This window comes from Sorangium sp. So ce887, from assembly GCF_051521455.1.
GTDB lineage: Bacteria > Myxococcota_A > Polyangia > Polyangiales > Polyangiaceae > Sorangium.
The window spans coordinates 8,903,763-8,922,194 of sequence record NZ_CP150354.1 but is presented as its reverse complement, the minus strand read 5'-3'; the positions used below and the strand labels follow the sequence as shown (position 1 = coordinate 8,922,194).

Sequence of the window (18,432 nt, the reverse complement as noted above, 5' to 3'; positions counted from 1 at the left end):
GCGGCGATGACTTGGGGTAGTCTATGATCCTGAACGAGAAGGCCACCCTAGATCGTGTGCGCCGGTTTCTCAAGTCCGTGCCCCCTCCCGACGTAAGCAGGATCCAGTGAGGCAACACACATGAGCCGTGAGTACCCCCGCCGCTGCATCTACTGCCGCAACGATCGGCCGCCGTCCAAAGAGCACGTACTCCCTTACAGTCTTGGAGGCGATCTCACGACGCTTAGCGACGGCACAGAAAGACCCACGGTTTGCAAAGGCTGCAACCAAAGCTTCTCGACAATTGATCAAGCACTCGCCGAGCAATTTCTAACGGCAATTTCGCGGGCAGCCTACACCAAGTCGAGCTCACACACAACAAGAGTAGGCGGCAGTCACTTTCACTACGATTCAGAAGAAAATTTATGGCTCGAAGCACAACTAGTCAACGAGATGCGCAGCCATCTGCCGCCACAACTGCACCACGTCAAAGATTACTTTAATTTTTTTGGTAGCAGAGAGCAAGACAAGGATAGCTTCGTCAAAGTAGTTGATAGTAGACAAGTAACTGGGCGCCTACTTAGAACGTTCATACGCACCGACAACGCCGACAAGGCTACCACTCCCAGAGTCGTGCAGCACCGGAGCAACGATCTCTACGTACGCGCCAAAACCCACGAAACAGGCATCCAGTTTCTGGAACTGCTGGACAGACAGTGGAACAGAATCAAGGAACAGCTTCAAGAGAACAAAGCAAAGCACAGCACAATCGAGCGGCCGAGTATCGAAGCCCACCTAAAGTTTCGACTCAATGACACGTTCCGAGCGGTAGCAAAAATTACGTTCAACTACCTCGCGGCAAAAAAAGGCACCGAGCTCGCACTTAGTACTGAGTTCGACGAAATACGGTCGTACATCTGCGGAGACAACGTTATCCGTTCCAAATTAGTTAAATCGGGGCAATTGGCCGTCGACACGCGCTTTGTACAAATGCGTCGCGACGCCAAGCCAATTATACCAACCCGCGCCCATGCAGTCGCGCTTTTCTACGACCCACCAGCACTCGTCGGCCTAGTGGCTCTGTACGGCGAATGGTCGTTTGTTGTACAACTTGGACACATCGCGCTGAAAGAGGGACTGTTTTTCGATGCCCACGAGTTCAGCATCGATCGAACCGGGAATAAGGCGCTAGAACACACGGAACTCGCGAAGCGTATGAGACGTAGCCGAGACGGCTCAACGTAGGTTCACGCCGCACGCGCTCGGGGCGTCGTACGCGATGCGGAGCCGGACGATTGCCTCCGGCAGGTGGCGCCGGTAGGTACTGAGCCGCGCCGAGTAGGTCGGGAAGCCTAGCTCCGCCAGTTCGACCTAGGGGCCGAGCTCCGCCAGCTCGACCCGGGGGCCGCGCTCGGGAACTCCAGCGGTGGCGACCGGTGGATCCCGTAGACTTAACGAGCGCTCCACAAAAACACGCTGGCGCCGCGCGAGCTCGTGCGGGTAGCCCGAAGCCGTTGTCGAGTTGAAGCAGAACTCGTCGTCACGCACCCACTGCACCAGTCTGCTACCGTCACGCGCCCGTCATCAGCGACGGAGTAGGTGTGAAGGACGCGCGGAACCCCGTCCAGTTGGGTCCGTTGGTATCAGTCAGCGCGGTCTTTCGTGACAGATGCACCAGCGGCGTTCCCCTAAGCGTGTCCGGGAACTCACCCGGAAAATCTTTCCAGTCGCGTTCGAGAGGAACGCAGGTATCAGCGGTGGCTCGCACCAGCTCGTAGCCATTTGCCGCAACAATGAACCCTTCCAAATTTTCCCAGAGAGCACATGGAATAATCGGCGAAATGTAAGCGTCTTCCATAGATTCGAGAGTAGCAAAACTTATTTCCTGCTCAACCACGACCCGAGTCTCTATGCGATGTACAGACCTGTCCATAGTTCCCGAACACATGAAGTAGAAGCGCCGCAGTGGAGAGTGGTCCCACGCGGACACACAGGTCCCCCACAAGAGTTCGCGCCCGCCACCAAGAAACGCAACGGGGTAATGACTCCACACCGCGAGAGACAATTTCGCCCGTCGCCCTGGACCGCGGTGACCACAAAATTCGACAAAGAACACAAAATCACCAACGACACTTGGCAAAATCGGTTGTTTCAGAAATAGCACCACACACAGGTCCCTGAGCGGTTTTTCACACGCGTGCAAAAACTCAAGTCGCCGCAACCGCTCATCGACGGCATCAAAGTTATGACGCAGCGTTTCTTTGGTATCATTAGCAGACAGTACAATGTTCGCCTGAAAATAGTCTTGGTAGACCGCAGTCTCCCGACGAGCTCTTACGGAGATATCTACACCCTCTTGCAGAGTCACCGTAACGACACGAGAAAACTCATCAACCACATACGCCTTCGCAGACTCCCAACTGAGCCCTGAGAACGCCGTGTACTCGCCCAATACTTTCAACGCATCTTCACCGATTTTGTCCTCAGTCCACTGCGTTGGCCACCGCGCAATCAGATCGAGCGCTGGCTCAGCCAAGCCACCCGGGCACCACAGCTCGTACCTCACGGGACCAGGTCCAAGTATTTCAGGCTCCAAGAAGGCGTGTATCGCCAGCTTGAGAAGCTCCCGCCGAAGCTCAGGAGCAGTCATCCTGCTGCGTAGCCTCTTGCACTGAACGATCTCAGCCAGGCGTCCATCTGGCGTGTACACCACAACGTCGCGACCGCGCTCCCCGACTCCCTGCATCAGAAAAACACGCGCCCGGCTCGCGTGCTCGGCCAGCTTGAGTCTGTAGGTTAGCGTCTCGAAGCGGCGATCTTCGAGATGATCGAAGGGAAGACAGTCGAGCCCCGGATCGACAGGCTTGAGCCGCTTCGGTTCGCGATCCTCTACAGGATCCAAGGCGTCGTTGTAGCCAGCGAAGTACTTCATGTAACTGCCGAGGATCGCCCAATGATCCAGGCCACGCAAGCCCGGCGCATTTTCCGCTGAGGGTGGAACCATAGCAACCGGACCCAAGTGCTGTGCGTGGCGACCCCGGACGGCTGAGGCCACAGCGCGAGTCGGCGCCGACGGCGACGCCGACCACGTACCCTCGCCCGCCGCGGGTCCCTACCTCCGTGAGCAGCAGGGAAGGCCGCCGCGGGGCGACCGTCTCGCTCCACCGGGGCTTTGGCCGCCTTCGCGAGGTGATTGGAGGTGCGGCTTCACTCCCCGACGTTGCGGCCGCGGAGAAACGGCACGAGGTCGATTTCGCGCGCACGCCGGCGCAGATCGAGGCGCGGCGGTGCCTCCGGGGCGGGCCACTCGATCTCGAGGAAAGCGTCCTCGTCTTCGCGGGCGCGCCGGAGCAGCAACTCCGCGCCATAGCGCTTCCCGCTCCCAAGGATCGGCTGCCCAGGCGAACGCACCGGCGGAGAGCAGGCAGACTCCCCCGCTTGCGGTGCCGTTCGCGAGGCAGGATCGAGCTAGTCGCCGTCCGCGCACGCCGGGTGGGGGCAGCGGCCTTCCAGGATGTCGCGGCACACCTTGTCGCGCGCCTTCTTGTCGACCGCGCCGAGCGCGGCGTAGATCTGCTGCGTGCTGCACCCGAGCGAGCCCTCGGCCGTGAGCGAGCCGCACGCGTCGAACACCTGCGGCGCCGGCAAGACCGCGCAGAGGGCCTCGCAGGCCGCGATCTCCGCGAGCTCGCGCGGGCACACGGCCGCGTAGAGCGTGCAGAGCGCCTCGCACCGCCCGACGCACCCGTCGCCGCCGTCCGGGCCGAGCAGCCCGGCGCCGGTGCAGCCGGCGGGATCGCCCGTCTCCACCGGCCGGCACGCGACGTAGTCCGGGGGCGACGGCATCGCCTCGCAGACGGCGCAGCACGCCTCGACCGACGGATACTGCGGCGCGAGCTCGCAGCGATCGAGCGACGCGGCGCAGTGCGATGAGCACGCGGCGATCTCGCAGGGGCCGATCTCCTGCGGCTGGAGCGGCGGTGTCGTGGCCTCGGGAGGGACGCCGCTGTCCTGGCTCGCCTCGCCGTCGGCGTCGCGGGCGCCGCTGTCGGCGTCGCTCTCCACGCTGCCTCCGCCGGTCGCGAGGCTGCTGCCCTCGCCGCCGGGCAGCGGGGCGACGACCTGGCACCCGGCGACCCACGCGGCGAGCGCGCAGGCGACCGCGGAGCGCGCCTTCATAGCGTTCCCCGCACGCCGATGTAGCCCGGGCCGACCGCCCACGTGACGCTCGAGGCCGGCGCCCGCGCGCTCTCCAGCCCGAGGGCGAGCCCCCCGACGGCCGCGCCGGCGATGGCGAGGCCGAACCCCACGTTCGAGACCCACCCCACCGCGTTCGCGCTGCCTCGCGCGTCGTCGGAGCAGCCCGGGGCGCGCTGCCGGCACGCCTCCTCGAGGTCGCTCCTCGCGCTCAGGTAGGCCGCGCCCGCGCCGAGCCCCACGGCCAGCCCGGCGCCCGAGGCGACGAACCCGCCGATGGCCCACGCCGAGGCGCCGCCCGAGCGAGCCTCCGGGGTGAGGGCGACGTCGAGCGTCGTGACCTCCCGCTCCGGGACATAGACCCGCTGCCGGGCGCCCACGTAGCCGTCGGCCTCGACCTCAACCCAGTGGTTGCCCGGATCGATCAGGGACCCCTCGGCGGAGGTCTTCACCTCTTGGCCGTCGACCTTGAGCCGGGCGCCGGCGGGGCTCGGCGTGAGCCTCACCTTCAGCCGGGGGATGCGGTCGTCGAGCTCGCTGTGCAGGGCGTCGGCGCGGCGCCGCGCCTGCGTGAACGGCCAGGGCTCTCCGGGGGGCGCGCGCGACGCGGCGATCGTCGACGCGAGCTCGCGCGCCTCGCTGAGCCGCCCGATCGCGGCGAGCGTCTTCGCCACCTCGATGGAGGTCGTGGGCACGCAGACGAGCCTCTCGGCGCGCTGGTAGGTGCGGAGCGCCTCCGCGTACTTCTTCTGGGCGAAGAGCTCGTCGCCCATGTACACGAGCTCCCGGGCCTCGATCCGCGCCTGCTCGTCCGCCTCGCCGCCGGCGGCGACCGCGTCCTCGCCGGCGCGCGCCGGTGAAGCCGCGATGATCAGGCCGGCGATCATCATCAGGGTCCTGGGCCCGGAGTGCATGCATTCCCCCGTCAGAATCCGAGATCGCGGCGCGGGCGTGTGCGCGTGGCCACCTGCTTGACCGGCGCCACGCGCGCCGCCTGCGCGGCGCCCGGCGCCCCGGGGGCGGCCGGCGCCGCGGCCTGCACCACGGCGGCAGGCTGCACGTCGGGCTGCGGCGCGCCGGCTGCGGCCTGCGGCGCCGTGGCCGGGGGCGGCGCGCCGGCTGCGGCCTGCGGCGCGCTCGTCGCGCACTCGGCCGCGGGCTCGGCGGCGAGGGCGGGGCGCGCCGACGGCCCGGCCCCGATCATGGCGAGCGACGCGGCCTGCGCCGTTGGCGCCGTCGTCCGGGTGATGCCGGCCCAGGCGAGGGTGCTGATCCCCATCACGGCGGCCGCCGCCACGGCCCAGGAGCGCGCCCGCGTCCGCTGCCGCGGCGAGGTGGAGCCGAGGGTGCCGAAGGGCATCAGCGTGGTGACGAGGGACGAGAAGCCTTCGCTCGACGTGAGGGTGTCGCGCGGGGGCATGAGCTCGGTCGGGCCGGGGGAGGGCCGCGCGTCGCGCGGGGCGGCGACGGCGGCGTCCAGCGCATCGAGGACGGCGCGGGCGCTCTGGGCGCGGCGCGCCGGGTCCGGCTCGAGCAGCGAGAGGACCCAGGCGTCGATCGCGGGCGGCAGGCCCGGCGCGAAGCGGGACGGCGGCGGGGGCGACCCGCGGTCGATCGCGACCGCCACCGCCGCGATGGTGGCCCCGCCGAAGGGGATCTGCCCGGTCAGGCAGAAGTAGGCCACGACGCCGAGGGCCCAGAGATCGCTGTGCGGCCCGACCCGCGCTCCGCCCGCCATCTGCTCCGGCGACATGAAGTGCGGCGTCCCCATGATGGCGCCCGTGAGCGTGAGCCGCTCGGCCTCCTCGACGGTGTTCTTGGCGATGCCGAAGTCGAGCACCTTCACGAACGGCTCGCGCTCGCCCTCCACGAGGAAGATGTTCTCGGGCTTGATGTCGCGGTGAACGATGCCCGACTCGTGCGCCTTGGCCAGCGCAGCGCAGGTCTGGCGCAGGATGGAGACCGCCTCGTCGAGCGAGAGCCGCTGGCGCCGCTCGACGAGGTCCTGGAGCGTCTCGCCTTCGAGGTGCTCCATCAAGATGTACGGGACCCCCTGGTCGGTGAGCCCGAGGTCGAACACCCGCACCACATGCGGGCTCTGGATCCGGGCGGCGGCCTCCGCCTCGCGCCGGAGGCGGACGACGGCGAGCGGGTGATCGACGTAGATGTCGCGGAGGAACTTCACGGCGACCTGCGTCCTGAGCGCGGCGTGCTCGGCGAGCCAGACGCTCCCCATGCCGCCTTGACCGAGCGCGCGGAGGAGCCGGAGCTGCGAGCTCACCTGCATCCCGGGCAGCGGCCCGCGTTCCGAGCTCGACGGCGCGCTGTGGCGGATTGCCTCGGATGGGGCGATCAGGCACGGCGATGGCTGTGTGGCCTCACCCATTCCTACCGTGTTGCTCATGCCGGAGCCGGCTTGCATGCGGCGAGCCAGCGTCTCGCTCGAGGGGTTACGGGGGCATGAGCTGGCGTCGGCGTGGCGCATCGTGGCGTGGGGCCGCGCTGCGCAGAGCCCTCGTGACAGTTCGCTACACCAAGGGGTGCCGCGGAGGGCACCACGCCCCGTCGAAGGTGGCGCACCACAGCGCGCGTGAGTCCTTGAAACCCTGATGAAATCAATCGATCTTGCGGTCGCACACCCTCGTCGACACACCCTCTCGAAGCTGTCCGATATCCGCACGATGCGCGTGTCGTCCGGGCAAGCAGCGCACGGAGCGCACGGAGCGCACGGAGGCGGAGTACGGCGCGCGGTTCGACAAGGCCGGCCCCCAGAACGTCTCGCCCGAGGGAATTTCGTGGCAGAAGCAAACTTGCGCCACCACGAAAATACGAGAAAAATAGTGATCTGCGGCCCATGACAGGGCATTCTATGTCTGGGCGATGGCCGATGTAAGCGCCCCCCGGATGAGGTGAGTGCTATGAACACGTGGGCGAGACGGTTCATCGTTCCTGCGCTGCTCACGACGAGTTGTGCAGCCATGTCCGGTTGCACCGCAATGATCGGCGGCGGAGACGACGTCGAGGGGAGCAGCGGGCCCGGCAGCGGGCCTGGCAGCGGAGCCGGCAGCGGAGCCGGCAGCGGCGCCGGCACCGGCGGGAGCGGCTCGACGGGTGGCAACCCCGACGTCGAGCCGACGGTGTGCGTGCCGGGGGTCCCGCGAACGTCGGCGCTGCCGCGTCTGACGAGGGGGCAGTACGACAACACGATTCGCGATCTGGTCGGCATCGACAACCAGCCGTCGTCGATGCTCGCGCCGGACGGCGTCGGGAGCGTCGATCAGCGCGCGTGGGATGGGTACAAAACCGCCGCAGCGACCGTGGCGGCGGCGGTCATGGCAGACCCCAGCGCGCGAGCCAGGACCATCCCCTGCACCCCGGACGCCGACGGCACCGCGTGCGCGCACCAGCTCATCGATACGCTGGGACGGCGCGCCTTCCGGCGCCCGCTCACCGACGAGGAGAGAGGGCTCTTCCAGGCCCTCTACGCCCGCCGCCAGGCGCTCACGCCGACCGGCTCGTTCGCCGACGGCGCCCAGCTGATCATCGAGGCGTTCTTGCTCTCGCCCTCCTTCCTGACGCGAGCAGAGATCAGCGAGGAGCCCGAGGGCGAGTACTTCGCGCTGAACAGTCACGAGGTGGCGTCGCGCCTCTCGTACTTGCTCTGGGGGAGCATGCCGGACGACGCGCTGTTCGCCGCAGCAGACGAGGGCGCGCTGCTCACGCCGGAGCAAATTCTCGCGCAGGCGCAGCGAATGCTGGCGGATCCCAAGAGCCGCGCGATGGTCAAAGGCTTCCATGAGCACTACCTCCACATGGGGCCCGGCACGCGCTGGTCGGACATCCAGCGTGACCCGGCCGCCTTCCCGGACTTCGATGCTTCGATGGTCCCCCTTCTGTCGAAGGAGACCGAGCGCTTCGTCGAGCACGTGGTCTTCGACCAGGCCGGCACGTTCCAGGAGCTCGTCACCACGCCGGTGGGCTTCGTCAACGCCTCCTTGGCGCCGCTCTATGACCTGGATCCTGCGCAGTTCAACGGCGCGGAGCTCGTCCCGGTCGATCTCGACCCGACGCAGCGTTCCGGCCTCTTCACTCGCCTGGGCTTCCTCGTGTCGCACTCGGGGTACGACCGGACGTCGCCCATCTTGCGCGGCGCGTTCTTGCAGAAAGAGATCCTCTGCGCGAACATCCTACCGCCACCACCGATGGTGGAAGGCACGCCGCTGCCCACGGATGACAACCTCACGACCAACCGCGCTCGCGTCGACGCACAGACGGCGGGAGACACCTGCAAGTTCTGCCATCACCCGTACATCAACCCGACGGGCTTCGCGCTCGAGGCGTACGACGCCGTGGGCGCCTACCAGCAGACGGAGTCGTTCTCCGGCGCGCCCATCGACACACGGGTGAGCGTCGACATGGGCGAGAACATCGTGGAGCTCGACGGCCCGGTGGCGCTCTCCGAGGCCATCGCGAGCTCCCCGGAGGCGCACAGGTGCTACGTGCGGAAGTGGGTCTCGTTCGCCTACCAGCGCGAGCTCAACAACGAAGACTCCTGCACCGTGGACGAGCTGACCGCCAAGCTCACCCAGGGCGGCTACACCGTGCTCGACCTGATCGCAGACCTCACGCAAAGTCAGTCGTTCCGATATCGTGCACTACAGACGGAGGTGGCGCCGTGAACCGAAGATTATTCCTGCGCGGAATTGGTGGCGCAGCGCTCGCGGTTCCCTTCTTGAATTCGCTCGTCCGCTCCGCGCGAGCGCAGGAAGCCCCATCGCCGCGGCGCCTGGTGATCTTCTACACAAACAACGGTTGCCTGACGAACCGCTGGTTCCCGGCGATCGAGAACGGGGCCGGAAGCGTCACCGCGGCGTCCCTGGAGACGGTGCAGGCGGATGGGAAGCCTCGAACCCTCGCCCCGCTCGCTCCCTACGCGGCGAAGCTGCTCTTCCCGCGCGGGCTCGCGATGCCCCTGAGCGGCTTCAACAACAAGGTGGACGGCGCCGTGCATTTCGATCCCCACGATCAGGGCATGGGCAGCAAGCTGACCTGCGCGCCCCTCGATCCCGCCGGGGAGCACTGGGCGCTGTCGCACTCGCTCGACCACGAGATCGCGCGCCGCTTCAACCAGGGCACCAACAAGATCCCGCTCGTGCTCTCCGTCGGCAATGCCTTCACGAACGTCAAGGGCATCGTGTCGTACTCGGCGTCGAATACGCCGTTCGCCCCCGTGACCAACGCTCGCACGGTGTACAGCAGCCTGACCGGGCTCTTCGCGAGCGGCTCCGAGACCGAAGCGGATCATCGCGTGGCTCGCGGCGAGAGCATCATCGATCTCGTGACCCATGATCTGAACGCCCTCAAGGCCCGGAAAATGAGCGGCGCCGATCGGAGGAAGGTCGATGACTGGCTCGCCCTGCTCCGCGAGACGGAGCAGCGGGTCCTCCCCTCTGCTTGCACCGCGGAGGCTGCAGCCGCGCTCGGCGTCACGGACGCTGCCCTCACGGCGGCGGGCTACCCCGCCCGCGGCGGCGGCTTCGGCGGTAACAGCGAGACGGTGTACACGCTGGGCAGCGAGATGATGATCCGCCTCATCGCCCTCACGATGATGTGCGACAATAACCGCTCCATCGTGCTCCAGTGGCCGGGCTTCGTGACGTTCAAGTGGGACGGCATCAGCCACACTCACGATCATCACGGGCTCTCGCACCGGAACGGGAGCGCCGCCACGGGCGGCCAGTGCGTGAGCGGCGTCCTCGAGCAGATCCACGAGATCGACCGCTGGTACGCGGGCCGCTACGCCAAGCTGGTCAAGACCATCGACAGCATCGAGGAGGGGGGCGGCACCATGCTCGACAACTCCGCGATCATGTGGCTGCCGGAGCTCGCCGATGGCAACGCGCACAACACCAACAACTTGCCCATCGTGATCGCCGGCGGCGCCGGCGGTTACCTCAAGCAGGGCGTCGCGGTGAACCTCGCGGGCGGCAACCTCGCGGTGGGCAACAGCGAAGCCAGCTGCGCGGGCGGCGGGGAGGCCGAGAACAACAGCGGCAACACCGGCTCATCGGGCGGAACCGTCCCGTTGAACAAGCTCTATACGACCTTGATCAACGCGCTCGGCGCCGGGACGCCCGACTGGGCTCCGGTCGATCGCTTCGGCGTGTCGGATGCGGTCTCGGTCGGCTTCGGTGGCAGCGCTCCGTCGTTCGCCACGGATGGCGCAGGCAACGTCATCGACGGGCCAGGCATCAGCAACCCGGGTGAGCTCGACGCCATCAAGGCGTGACGGGCTGCTTCAGGTCCTCGGGGGGGGCTCGCGAGACGCGGGGAGCGCGCCGGGCGGGCGGCGTCCGGCACTCATCGGGGGCGCGGCGCGCGGAGAGCCGGGGTCCGAGGAAGGGCTTGTGCTGCGCGCCGGAAGCCATCAGTCTAGGCGCCGCGATGCAGCCTCTCTCTCTCTGCTTCCTGGCGGGCGTCGGCCTCCTCGCCGCGGCGTGCGATGCCCCTCCCGCGGAGGCACCCAGGCCGGTCCAACTTCCGCCCGTGCCCGCGGGCGAGCTCCGCAGCCCGGAGGCGTTCGCGTCGATCCGGGACGACGGCGCGCGCGCGGCCACGATCTTCCTCGAGGCGAGCAAGGTGCTGCTCCATCCGCGCTGCGTGAACTGCCATCCGCACGATGGCATCCCGCGCCAGGGCGACGTCGGCGAGCGCCACAGCCCGCCGGTCGAGCGCGGTCCGGCCGATCGCGGGTTCGCGGCGATGGAGTGCACGTCGTGCCACCAGGCGCAGAACCTCGATTTCGCCCGCGTGCCCGGGGCGCCGGGCTGGCACCTCGCGCCGGCCGAGATGGCGTGGCTCGGCCGCTCGCCGGCGGCGATCTGCGCGCAGATCAAGGATCCGGCGCGTAACGGCAAGAAGACGCTCGCGCAGATCGTCGAGCACTCCGCGCACGACGAGCTCGTCGCGTGGGGCTGGGCGCCCGGGCATGGCCGCACGAAGGCGCCCGGCTCGCAGGCGGCCTTCGGCGCGCTCATCGATGCGTGGGTGAAGGCGGGCGCCGCGTGCCCGCCCGAGGAGTCCCGACCATGATCATCCTGAAGGTGAACGGCGCCGAGCAGAAGCTCGACGTGGATCCGGAGACGCCGCTGCTCTGGGTGCTGCGCGACGTGCTCGGCCTCACGGGGACCAAGTACGGTTGCGGCCAGGCGCTCTGCGGGGCGTGCGTCGTGCACCTCGACGGCGAGACCGTGCGCGCCTGCGTGACGCCGGTGAAGCGCGCGGCGGGCGGCTCGGTGACGACCATCGAGGGGCTCAGCCCGGCCGGCGATCACCCGCTGCAGCGCGCGTGGGTGGAGCTCGGCGTCCCGCAGTGCGGCTTCTGCCAGGCGGGGCAGATCATGAGCGCGGCCGCGCTCCTGCGGAAGAACCCGCGGCCGTCGAACGACGATATCGATAAGTCGCTCGCCGGCAACATCTGCCGGTGCGGCACGTACACGCGCATCCGCGCCGCGGTCCGCAAGGCCGCCGGCCTCCCCACGGAGTGAAGATGGAACAGCAACGCGTCGTCCTCCTCCGCCGCTCCTTCCTCGCGGGGCTCGGGCTCGCGGCGGGCGGGCTCGCGCTCGGGCTCGCCGCGGGCGACGCCGAGGCCGCGCCGCCCGCGCCGCTCGGGCCCACCGCGCTGCCGGCGCAGCCCGGGCTCCGGACCGGGGTGTTCCTCCACATCGCGACCGACGGCACGGTGTCGGTCGTCTGCCACCGGTCGGAGATGGGGCAGGGGATCCGCAGCTCGCTGCCGGTCCTCGTCGCCGACGAGCTCGGCGCCGACATGGCGCGGGTGAAGATCGTGCAGGGCGACGGCGACAAGGCCTACGGCGATCAGAACACCGACGGCTCGCGCAGCGTGCGCGACGGCTACGAGCCGATGCGCCGCGTGGGCGCGACGGCGCGCGCGATGCTCGTCGCTGTCGCGGCGAAGAAGTGGCGCGTGCCCGCCGCGGAGTGCGTGGCCGAGCAGCACGCGGTCCACCACGCGAAGTCGAAGCGCTCGCTGGACTTCCGCGAGCTCGTGGCCGACGCGGCGAAGCTCCCGGTGCCTGACGCGAAGACCGTCGCGCTCCGCCCCGTCTCGGAGCTGAAGCGCGTCGGCGGCCCGCTCCCGCTGCTCGACGGCCCGGCCATCGTGACGGGTACGGCGCAGTTCGGCGCGGACGTGCGCCTGCCGGGCATGCTCACGGCGGTGATCGCGCGCCCGCCGGTCGTGGGGGGCAAGGTCGTGCGGTACGACGGGGCGCGCGCGCTGGCCGTCGCGGGCGTGAAGAAGCTCGTGGAGCTGCCGGGTCCGCAGGGCGGAGCGGTCGGGTTTCAGCCGCTCGGCGGCGTCGCGGTCGTGGCGGACACGACGTGGGCTGCGATGCGTGGCCGGGCGGCGCTCCAGATCGAGTGGGATCACGGCGCGAACGCGGCGTACGACTCGGCGACCTACCGCGAGGCGCTCTCGGGCGCGGCGCGCGCGCCGGGCAAGGTCGTGCGGAAGGTCGGCGACGTGGACGGGGCGCTCGCGAAGGCGGCGCGCACGCTCGAGGCCGAGTACTACGTGCCGCACCTGGCGCACGCGGCCATGGAGCCGCCCTCGGCGGTGGCGCGGGTCGACGCGAACGGCTGCGAGGTGTGGGCGCCGACGCAGAACCCCCAGGCGGCGCGCACCGAGGTGGCGCGGGCGCTCGGGGTCGACGAGGCCAAGGTCACCGTGCACGTGACGTTCCTCGGCGGCGGGTTCGGGCGGAAGTCCAAGCCGGACTATGTGGCCGAGGCGGCGCTGCTCGCTCGCGCCATGGGGACGCCGGTGCGGGTGCAGTGGACCCGCGAGGACGACGTGCAGAGCGGCTATTTCCACAGCGTGAGCGCGCAGTACCTCAAGGCGGGGCTCGACGCGGACGGCAAGGTGAGCGCCTGGCTGCACCGGACGGCGTTTCCGCCGATCCCGTCGACGTTCGACGGGAGGGTGAAGACCCCGAGCGACAACGAGCTCGGCCTCGGCGTGCTCGATCTCGCGCTCGCGGCCCCGAACGTCCGGGCCGAGGCCTGCGACGCGCCGGCGCACGTCCGGATCGGGTGGCTCCGGTCGGTGTGCAACATCTTCCACGCCTTCGCGGTGCAGAGCTTCATCGACGAGATCGCGCACGCGCGGCAGGCCGATCCGCGCGAGGTGCTGCTCGAGGTGCTCGGCCCTGCGCGCCATGCGACGCCGGCCGAGCTGGGTGTCCAGAAGGTCCCGAACTACGGGGCGCCGATCGAGCAGCACCCGGTCGACGTGGGCCGCCTGCGGCACGTGATCGAGCGGGTGACGGAGATCTCGGGGTGGAGCGCCGCGCGCAAGGCGGGCCGCGCGGTGGGCCTCGCCGCGCACCGGAGCTTCCTCACGTACGTGGCGGTCGTCGCCGCGGTGTCGAAGGACGCGCTCGGCAAGGTGCAGGTCGACGAGGTGTGGCTCGTCGCCGACGCCGGCACGGTCATCAACCTGGACCGCGCGCGCTCGCAGATGGAAGGCGCGGTGGTCTTCGGGATGAGCATCGCGCTCCACGGCGCCATCACGGTGAAGGGCGGCGCGGTCGAGCAGACGAACTTCCGCGACTACCCGGTGGTGCGGACCACGGAGGTGCCGCAGCGCATCCACGTGGAGATCGTGAAGAGCGACGCGCCGCCCGGGGGCGTCGGGGAGCCCGGGGTGCCGCCTGTGGCGCCCGCGATCGCGAACGCTGTGTTCGCCCTGACGAAGACGCGCGCGCGGGAGCTCCCGCTGCGGCGCCTGGGTCTGTGACGGGCGCGGCTGCGGCGAGCCCCTTCTCGTGAAAGGGCCCTAGTACACTGTTCCCTGAGTCCTTCCCGGGTCTGCGTGGCCGAAAATTTATGCGATTTCGCGTAAATACTGCGTCGCCGAACCCGGGACGAACTTAGGGAACGAAGTACTAGAGCACCAATCATGTTGAAATCCGGAGAATTTTCACAGGGAGGCGGGGAGGCGGGGAGGAAGAGAAAAAAGAATCTCTCCCTCTCGCCGTCTCTCGCTCCCCGCCTCCTCGCCTCCCTGTGAAATTCCTGCTTTTTTTCGGGGTTTCAACCCGTTTGTCGCTCTAGCCTGCGCCGTCTGGACCTCTCGACGGCATGGGCTTGCAGGGAAACAGGCCGCTCTCTCCAGGATTCGCCCGAATCCGGTGCCTGATGTAGGCCTTCGAGCAGGGCAGCGGGCCGCGGCTACGACGTCCCCGTTTTGCCGTGCTGATAGATGTCCTTGATGTTGATCTCCATGAAGCTGTCCGGCTTCTGGAGCGGCGTGAAGCCGAACTGCCGGTAGAGCCCGTGGGCGTCCGCGGTGGCGAGCAGCGTCCGCCGCAACCGGAGCTGGCCGAGGGCCTCGGTGACGTGAGCGATCAGCGCTTTCCCGTACCCCTTTCGTTGCTCCGCCTCGACGATGAACACGTCGGCCAGGTACGCGAACGTCGCCTGATCGGTGATCACCCGGGCGAACCCGATCTGCGCGCCCGCCTTGTAGACGCCGAAGCAGAGCGAGCCCTGGATGGCTCGCTCGACCACCTCCCGGGGGATGCCCTTGCACCAGTAGGCAGAGGCGAGGACGGCGTGGATCAGCTCGAGGTCGAGGCGTGATTTGTCCGACGAGATGACGAGTTCTTCGCTTGCCTGGTGGGCCATGACGGCGATCCTCCGTTGAGCGAGCAGGCTGGGGGCTGGTCCCTCGCGGCCTCGCCGGCGACCCCCGTGTCCGTCGCTTTGCAGGAGGCAATCCGAGGCGCCGGCCGGCGTCAAGGAGAGGCCGCCGGGCGCGCTGTGCTGTACGCGCTCATGGACGATGCCGCCGCCGGCGTGCGACGTTGCGCGCGAACACGGGGGAAGAAGCATGCTCACGCTCCTCGGGGTCGCGGTCGTTGTCGTCGGCTTTGTCGTCCGGATCCATCCGCTCCTTGTCGTCGCCGCGGCCGCCGTCGTGACCAGCCTCGCGGCGGGGATGAGCCTCGTCCAGGGGCTCTCCGCCCTGGGCAAGGCCTTCAACGACAACCGCTATGTCAGCCTCGTCTGGCTGGTCCTGCCGGTCATCGGTCTCCTGGAGCGCTCCGGCCTCCAGGAGCGGGCGCGCGCGCTGGTCTCGCGGGTGAAGACCGCCACGACCGGGCGCCTCCTGCTCGTGTATTTCGTGATACGGCAGCTCAGCGCGGCCCTCGGCATGACCTCGCTGGGCGGCCACGCGCAGATGGTCCGGCCGCTGATCGCGCCCATGGCCGAGGCCGCCGCGGAGAACCGGTACGGGCCGCTGCCGGACAGGACACGCTGGCTGATCCGCGCCTCGGCGGCGGCGGCCGACAACGTGGCGCTGTTCTTCGGAGAGGACATCTTCCTCGCCATCGCGTCGATCCTGCTCATCAAGGGCTTCCTCGAGCAGAACGGGATCTTCGTCGAGCCGCTCCAGCTGTCGGTCTGGGCCATCCCCACGGCGGTGCTGGCGCTGCTGATCCACGGGACACGGCTCCTCCTGCTCGACCGGCGGCTCCAGCGCGAGCTCGCCGGCGCGGACGCCGGGGTGGCGCGCGAATGATCACGCTCGATGTCGGCTACATCGCGGCGGGTCTGTTCTTCGTGGCGGCGGCTGTCCTGAGCGCGGTCGACCGCGCGAACGAGAAGCGCTGGAAGAACACCCTCTTCTGGGGTCTCCTGGCGGCGAGCTTCCTCTTCGGCTCGCGTCTCGGGGATCTCGCGAACGGCGTCCTCGCGATCGCGCTCGTGCTCCTGGCCGGCGTCGGGGGCCTGGGTCAGGGGCGCCCCGCCACCACGACGCCCGAGCAGCGGCTCGCCAGCGCCGAGCGGCGCGGGGACCGCCTCTTCGTCCCGGCGCTGATCATCCCGGCGACCGCCCTGCTGGGCGCGCTGGTCCTCCGGCGGATCGAGATCCACGGATCTCCCTTGCTCGAGCCCGGGCAGGCCACGCTGATCTCGCTCGCCCTCGGCGTGGTGCTCGCGCTCGCGGTCTCGGTGGCGTGGTTGCGCCCGCCGCTGCTCGCCCCGCTGCAGGAAGGCCGGCGCCTGCTCGACACGGTGGGCTGGGCGGCGATCTTGCCCCAGATGCTGGCCGCGCTCGGGGTCGTGTTCGCGGCCGCGGGCGTCGGCGACGTGGTCGGCGGGCTGGCCGGGAGCGTGCTCCCGCTCGGCGGCCGCCTCGCCGCGGTGGCGGCCTACACCGTGGGTATGGCGGTGTTCACGGTGATCATGGGGAACGCGTTCGCGGCGTTTCCGGTCATGACCGCGGCCGTGGGGCTGCCGCTGATCGTGCGCCGGCTCGGCGGCGACCCGGCGGTCATGAGCGCCATCGGCATGCTGTCGGGCTTCTGCGGGACGCTGATGACGCCCATGGCCGCCAACTTCAACATCGTGCCCGCGGCGCTGCTCGGGCTGCCCGACCGCGACGGCGTGATCAAGGCCCAGCTCCCCACCGCGCTGCTCCTGCTGATCGGGAACACGCTCCTCATGTACCTGCTCGTCTTCCGGCGCTGAGGCCGCGCCCGTTCACCGCGTCCGGGTGGCCATCGGCTCGTGAACGTGCTCGTCTTCGGGCGCCGAGGTCTCCACCCATGACGCACGTCCTGACACCGGACATCGCCTCGCATTTCGCCTCCATCGCGCTCGGGCACGTGACGCGGGAGTATCCGAACAAGCTCGATCACGTCATGGCCGGTCCCGAGGACGTGAAGGGCCCGCGCGACCTGCACCCCATCTTCTACGGCAGCTTCGACTGGCACTCGTGCGTGCACGGCCACTGGCTCCTCGCGCGGGTCCATCGCCTCTTCCCCGGCGCCCCCGGCGCGGCCGCGATCCGCGCGCTGCTGGAGTCGCAGCTCACGGCCGAGAAGGTCGCCGTCGAGCTGGCCTATCTCCGGCGGCCGGCGAGCCGCGGCTTCGAGCGGCCCTATGGATGGGCGTGGCTGCTCCTGCTCGCGGCCGAGCTCGCGCGGTACGAGACCGACGAGGGCCGGCGGTGGTCGGCCGCGCTGGCCCCGCTCGGCGACGCGTTCGCCGAGCGGTTCGTCGAGTACCTGCCGAGGGCCACGTACCCGGTCCGCGCCGGTGCGCACACGAACAGCGCCTTCGCGCTCGCGCTCGCGCTGGAGTACGCCGCCGTGAAGGGCGATGAGCGGCTCTCGCGGCGCTGCGCCGAGGCCGCCCGGGCGTGGTACGGCCGCGACGCGGATTGCCAGGCGTGGGAGCCCTCGCAGGACGATTTCCTCTCGCCCGCGCTCATGGAGGCCGAGTGCATGCGCCGGGTCCTGTCCGGGCCGGAGTTCGGCGGCTGGCTCGCGCGGTTCCTGCCGCGCGCGGCGGAGGGCGAGCCCGCGACCCTGTTCGAGCCGGCGACGGTCAGCGACCGGAGCGACGGCAAGATCGCCCACCTCGACGGGCTCAACCTGAGCCGCGCCTTCTGCTGGCGCTCGCTCGCCGCGGCCCTGCCCGGAGCGGATCCGGTGCGCGCCCGCGCCCTCGACGCGGCGGAGCGGCACCTCGACGCCAGCCTGCCGCACGTGGCCGGCGATTACATGGGCGAGCACTGGCTCGCGAGCTTCGCGCTGCTCGCGCTGGGCGCCGGGGCGGGGTGACGCGCCACAGGGATGCGCGGCGCTCGGCCGCGGCTCGCGTCGCAGCGTCTAGGTCGTGGAGCGGGAGACGGGATTTGAACCCGCGACGTCAACCTTGGCAAGGTTGCACTCTACCACTGAGTTACTCCCGCAAACGTCGAGCACAGAAACCGAGGGATCTGGAGATCCACTCATCTCGGCGCCTCTCGGAGAAGACCCCGAGTGCGCCGAGCCGTCGTCGGATGGCTGTCTCCGTCGAGGCGGCGGAGGAATATCAACCGGCGCCGCCATAGTCAAGCGTCGAGGTGCGTGGTCCTGGAGCGATCGTGCGTGCCGGACGGCACGAGCCCGCCCGGCCGGTTTGCCTTGTCCGGCGTCGCTCGTCCCGGGGGCCCGGAGACCGGCGCGGCGGGCGTCCGGCACGGCTTTTCCGATGACGATCTCTCCGAGGGATGGCGCCTGCTCCAGCGCGTCACCCGCACACGGCTCGGCTTCGTCGCCACCGCGGCCGCGACCGACACCGGCTCGATCACGAGATCGACGCCTGGCAGTGTGCCGTCTCGACTTGTCCGCGTGACATCGTCCCACACTGGCATGAAGGCGTCTCGCTCCTTGC

General features: G+C 69.2%; 15 protein-coding genes and 1 tRNA gene. 9 read left to right on the top strand and 7 right to left on the bottom strand.

Annotated features, from left to right (window positions below):
- Positions 1-120: 120 nt before the first annotated feature.
- Positions 121-1,224 carry an HNH endonuclease gene (locus tag WMF36_RS33315; protein WP_437574816.1) on the top strand — a complete coding sequence of 368 codons (1,104 nt, stop codon included), beginning with the start codon at positions 121-123 and terminating at the stop codon, positions 1,222-1,224.
- Positions 1,225-1,549: 325 nt separating this feature from the next.
- Here the strand turns inward: WMF36_RS33315 and WMF36_RS33310 are convergent, their stop codons facing one another.
- The 5 genes from WMF36_RS33310 to WMF36_RS33290 form a co-directional block, all read right to left on the bottom strand.
- The gene (locus WMF36_RS33310) at positions 1,550-2,950 is read right to left on the bottom strand and encodes a hypothetical protein (RefSeq protein WP_437574814.1); all 1,401 of its coding nucleotides are present in this window, start codon (positions 2,948-2,950) and stop codon (positions 1,550-1,552) included.
- A gap of 236 nt (positions 2,951-3,186) precedes the next feature.
- The gene (locus tag WMF36_RS33305) at positions 3,187-3,336 is read right to left on the bottom strand and encodes a hypothetical protein (protein WP_437574813.1); all 150 of its coding nucleotides are present in this window, start codon (positions 3,334-3,336) and stop codon (positions 3,187-3,189) included.
- Positions 3,337-3,447: 111 nt separating this feature from the next.
- On the bottom strand, positions 3,448-4,158 hold the full coding sequence (locus WMF36_RS33300) for a hypothetical protein (RefSeq protein WP_437574812.1): 711 nt from the start codon (positions 4,156-4,158) through the stop codon (positions 3,448-3,450).
- Entirely contained in the window at positions 4,155-5,090 is a 936-nt protein-coding gene (locus WMF36_RS33295; protein WP_437574811.1) for a PEGA domain-containing protein, read from the bottom strand. Before WMF36_RS33295 ends, WMF36_RS33300 begins: the two co-directional genes overlap by 4 nt.
- Positions 5,091-5,101: 11 nt before the next feature.
- Positions 5,102-6,463, bottom strand: a complete 1,362-nt coding sequence (locus tag WMF36_RS33290) for a serine/threonine-protein kinase (RefSeq protein ID WP_437574810.1) — start codon at positions 6,461-6,463, stop codon at positions 5,102-5,104.
- Positions 6,464-7,094: 631 nt separating this feature from the next.
- Here WMF36_RS33290 and WMF36_RS33285 point away from each other — a divergent pair.
- The 5 genes from WMF36_RS33285 to WMF36_RS33265 all read left to right on the top strand — a co-directional run bounded on the left by WMF36_RS33285 (position 7,095) and on the right by WMF36_RS33265 (position 13,999).
- On the top strand, positions 7,095-8,855 hold the full coding sequence (locus WMF36_RS33285; RefSeq protein WP_437574809.1) for a DUF1592 domain-containing protein: 1,761 nt from the start codon (positions 7,095-7,097) through the stop codon (positions 8,853-8,855).
- Positions 8,852-10,465 (top strand): DUF1552 domain-containing protein, encoded by a 1,614-nt coding sequence (locus WMF36_RS33280; RefSeq protein ID WP_437574808.1) that lies wholly within the window; start codon positions 8,852-8,854, stop codon positions 10,463-10,465. Before WMF36_RS33285 ends, WMF36_RS33280 begins: the two co-directional genes overlap by 4 nt.
- A 155-nt stretch (positions 10,466-10,620) precedes the next feature.
- On the top strand, positions 10,621-11,268 hold the full coding sequence (locus WMF36_RS33275) for an Isoquinoline 1-oxidoreductase subunit (RefSeq protein ID WP_437574807.1): 648 nt from the start codon (positions 10,621-10,623) through the stop codon (positions 11,266-11,268).
- Positions 11,265-11,723 (top strand): (2Fe-2S)-binding protein, encoded by a 459-nt coding sequence (locus tag WMF36_RS33270; protein ID WP_437479297.1) that lies wholly within the window; start codon positions 11,265-11,267, stop codon positions 11,721-11,723. The genes WMF36_RS33275 and WMF36_RS33270 overlap by 4 nt, the downstream gene beginning before the upstream one ends.
- A gap of 2 nt (positions 11,724-11,725) precedes the next feature.
- Positions 11,726-13,999 (top strand): molybdopterin cofactor-binding domain-containing protein, encoded by a 2,274-nt coding sequence (locus tag WMF36_RS33265; protein WP_437574806.1) that lies wholly within the window; start codon positions 11,726-11,728, stop codon positions 13,997-13,999.
- Between the two features lie 434 nt (positions 14,000-14,433).
- Here the strand turns inward: WMF36_RS33265 and WMF36_RS33260 are convergent, their stop codons facing one another.
- A complete protein-coding gene (locus WMF36_RS33260; protein WP_437574805.1) occupies positions 14,434-14,889 on the bottom strand; it encodes a GNAT family N-acetyltransferase in 456 nt (151 codons plus the stop codon).
- 205 nt (positions 14,890-15,094) lie between these two features.
- Here WMF36_RS33260 and WMF36_RS33255 point away from each other — a divergent pair, with 205 nt between their 5' ends.
- The 3 genes from WMF36_RS33255 to WMF36_RS33245 all read left to right on the top strand — a co-directional run bounded on the left by WMF36_RS33255 (position 15,095) and on the right by WMF36_RS33245 (position 17,837).
- Entirely contained in the window at positions 15,095-15,787 is a 693-nt protein-coding gene (locus tag WMF36_RS33255) for a DUF969 domain-containing protein (RefSeq protein ID WP_437574804.1), read from the top strand.
- Positions 15,784-16,740, top strand: coding sequence for a DUF979 domain-containing protein (locus tag WMF36_RS33250; RefSeq protein ID WP_437574803.1), 957 nt, complete (start codon positions 15,784-15,786; stop codon positions 16,738-16,740). The genes WMF36_RS33255 and WMF36_RS33250 overlap by 4 nt, the downstream gene beginning before the upstream one ends.
- A gap of 77 nt (positions 16,741-16,817) precedes the next feature.
- Positions 16,818-17,837: a DUF2891 domain-containing protein gene (locus tag WMF36_RS33245; RefSeq protein ID WP_437574802.1), complete on the top strand. Its 1,020-nt coding sequence runs from the start codon at positions 16,818-16,820 to the stop codon at positions 17,835-17,837.
- 56 nt (positions 17,838-17,893) lie between these two features.
- Here the strand turns inward: WMF36_RS33245 and WMF36_RS33240 are convergent.
- A tRNA-Gly gene (locus WMF36_RS33240) sits at positions 17,894-17,968 on the bottom strand.
- Between the last annotated feature and the right edge of the window lie 464 nt (positions 17,969-18,432).

Bases quoted from the DNA above. Each gene is read 5' to 3' on its own strand.
- WMF36_RS33315 (WP_437574816.1), top strand. From the start codon at position 121: ATGAGCCGTGAGTACCCCCGCCGCTGCATCTACTGCCGCAACGATCGG.
- WMF36_RS33300 (WP_437574812.1), bottom strand. From the start codon at position 4,158: ATGAAGGCGCGCTCCGCGGTCGCCTGCGCGCTCGCCGCGTGGGTCGCC.
- WMF36_RS33295 (WP_437574811.1), bottom strand. From the start codon at position 5,090: ATGCACTCCGGGCCCAGGACCCTGATGATGATCGCCGGCCTGATCATC.
- WMF36_RS33290 (WP_437574810.1), bottom strand. From the start codon at position 6,463: ATGCAGGTGAGCTCGCAGCTCCGGCTCCTCCGCGCGCTCGGTCAAGGC.
- WMF36_RS33285 (WP_437574809.1), top strand. From the start codon at position 7,095: ATGAACACGTGGGCGAGACGGTTCATCGTTCCTGCGCTGCTCACGACG.
- WMF36_RS33275 (WP_437574807.1), top strand. From the start codon at position 10,621: ATGCAGCCTCTCTCTCTCTGCTTCCTGGCGGGCGTCGGCCTCCTCGCC.
- WMF36_RS33270 (WP_437479297.1), top strand. From the start codon at position 11,265: ATGATCATCCTGAAGGTGAACGGCGCCGAGCAGAAGCTCGACGTGGAT.
- WMF36_RS33265 (WP_437574806.1), top strand. From the start codon at position 11,726: ATGGAACAGCAACGCGTCGTCCTCCTCCGCCGCTCCTTCCTCGCGGGG.
- WMF36_RS33260 (WP_437574805.1), bottom strand. From the start codon at position 14,889: ATGGCCCACCAGGCAAGCGAAGAACTCGTCATCTCGTCGGACAAATCA.
- WMF36_RS33255 (WP_437574804.1), top strand. From the start codon at position 15,095: ATGCTCACGCTCCTCGGGGTCGCGGTCGTTGTCGTCGGCTTTGTCGTC.
- WMF36_RS33250 (WP_437574803.1), top strand. From the start codon at position 15,784: ATGATCACGCTCGATGTCGGCTACATCGCGGCGGGTCTGTTCTTCGTG.
- WMF36_RS33245 (WP_437574802.1), top strand. From the start codon at position 16,818: ATGACGCACGTCCTGACACCGGACATCGCCTCGCATTTCGCCTCCATC.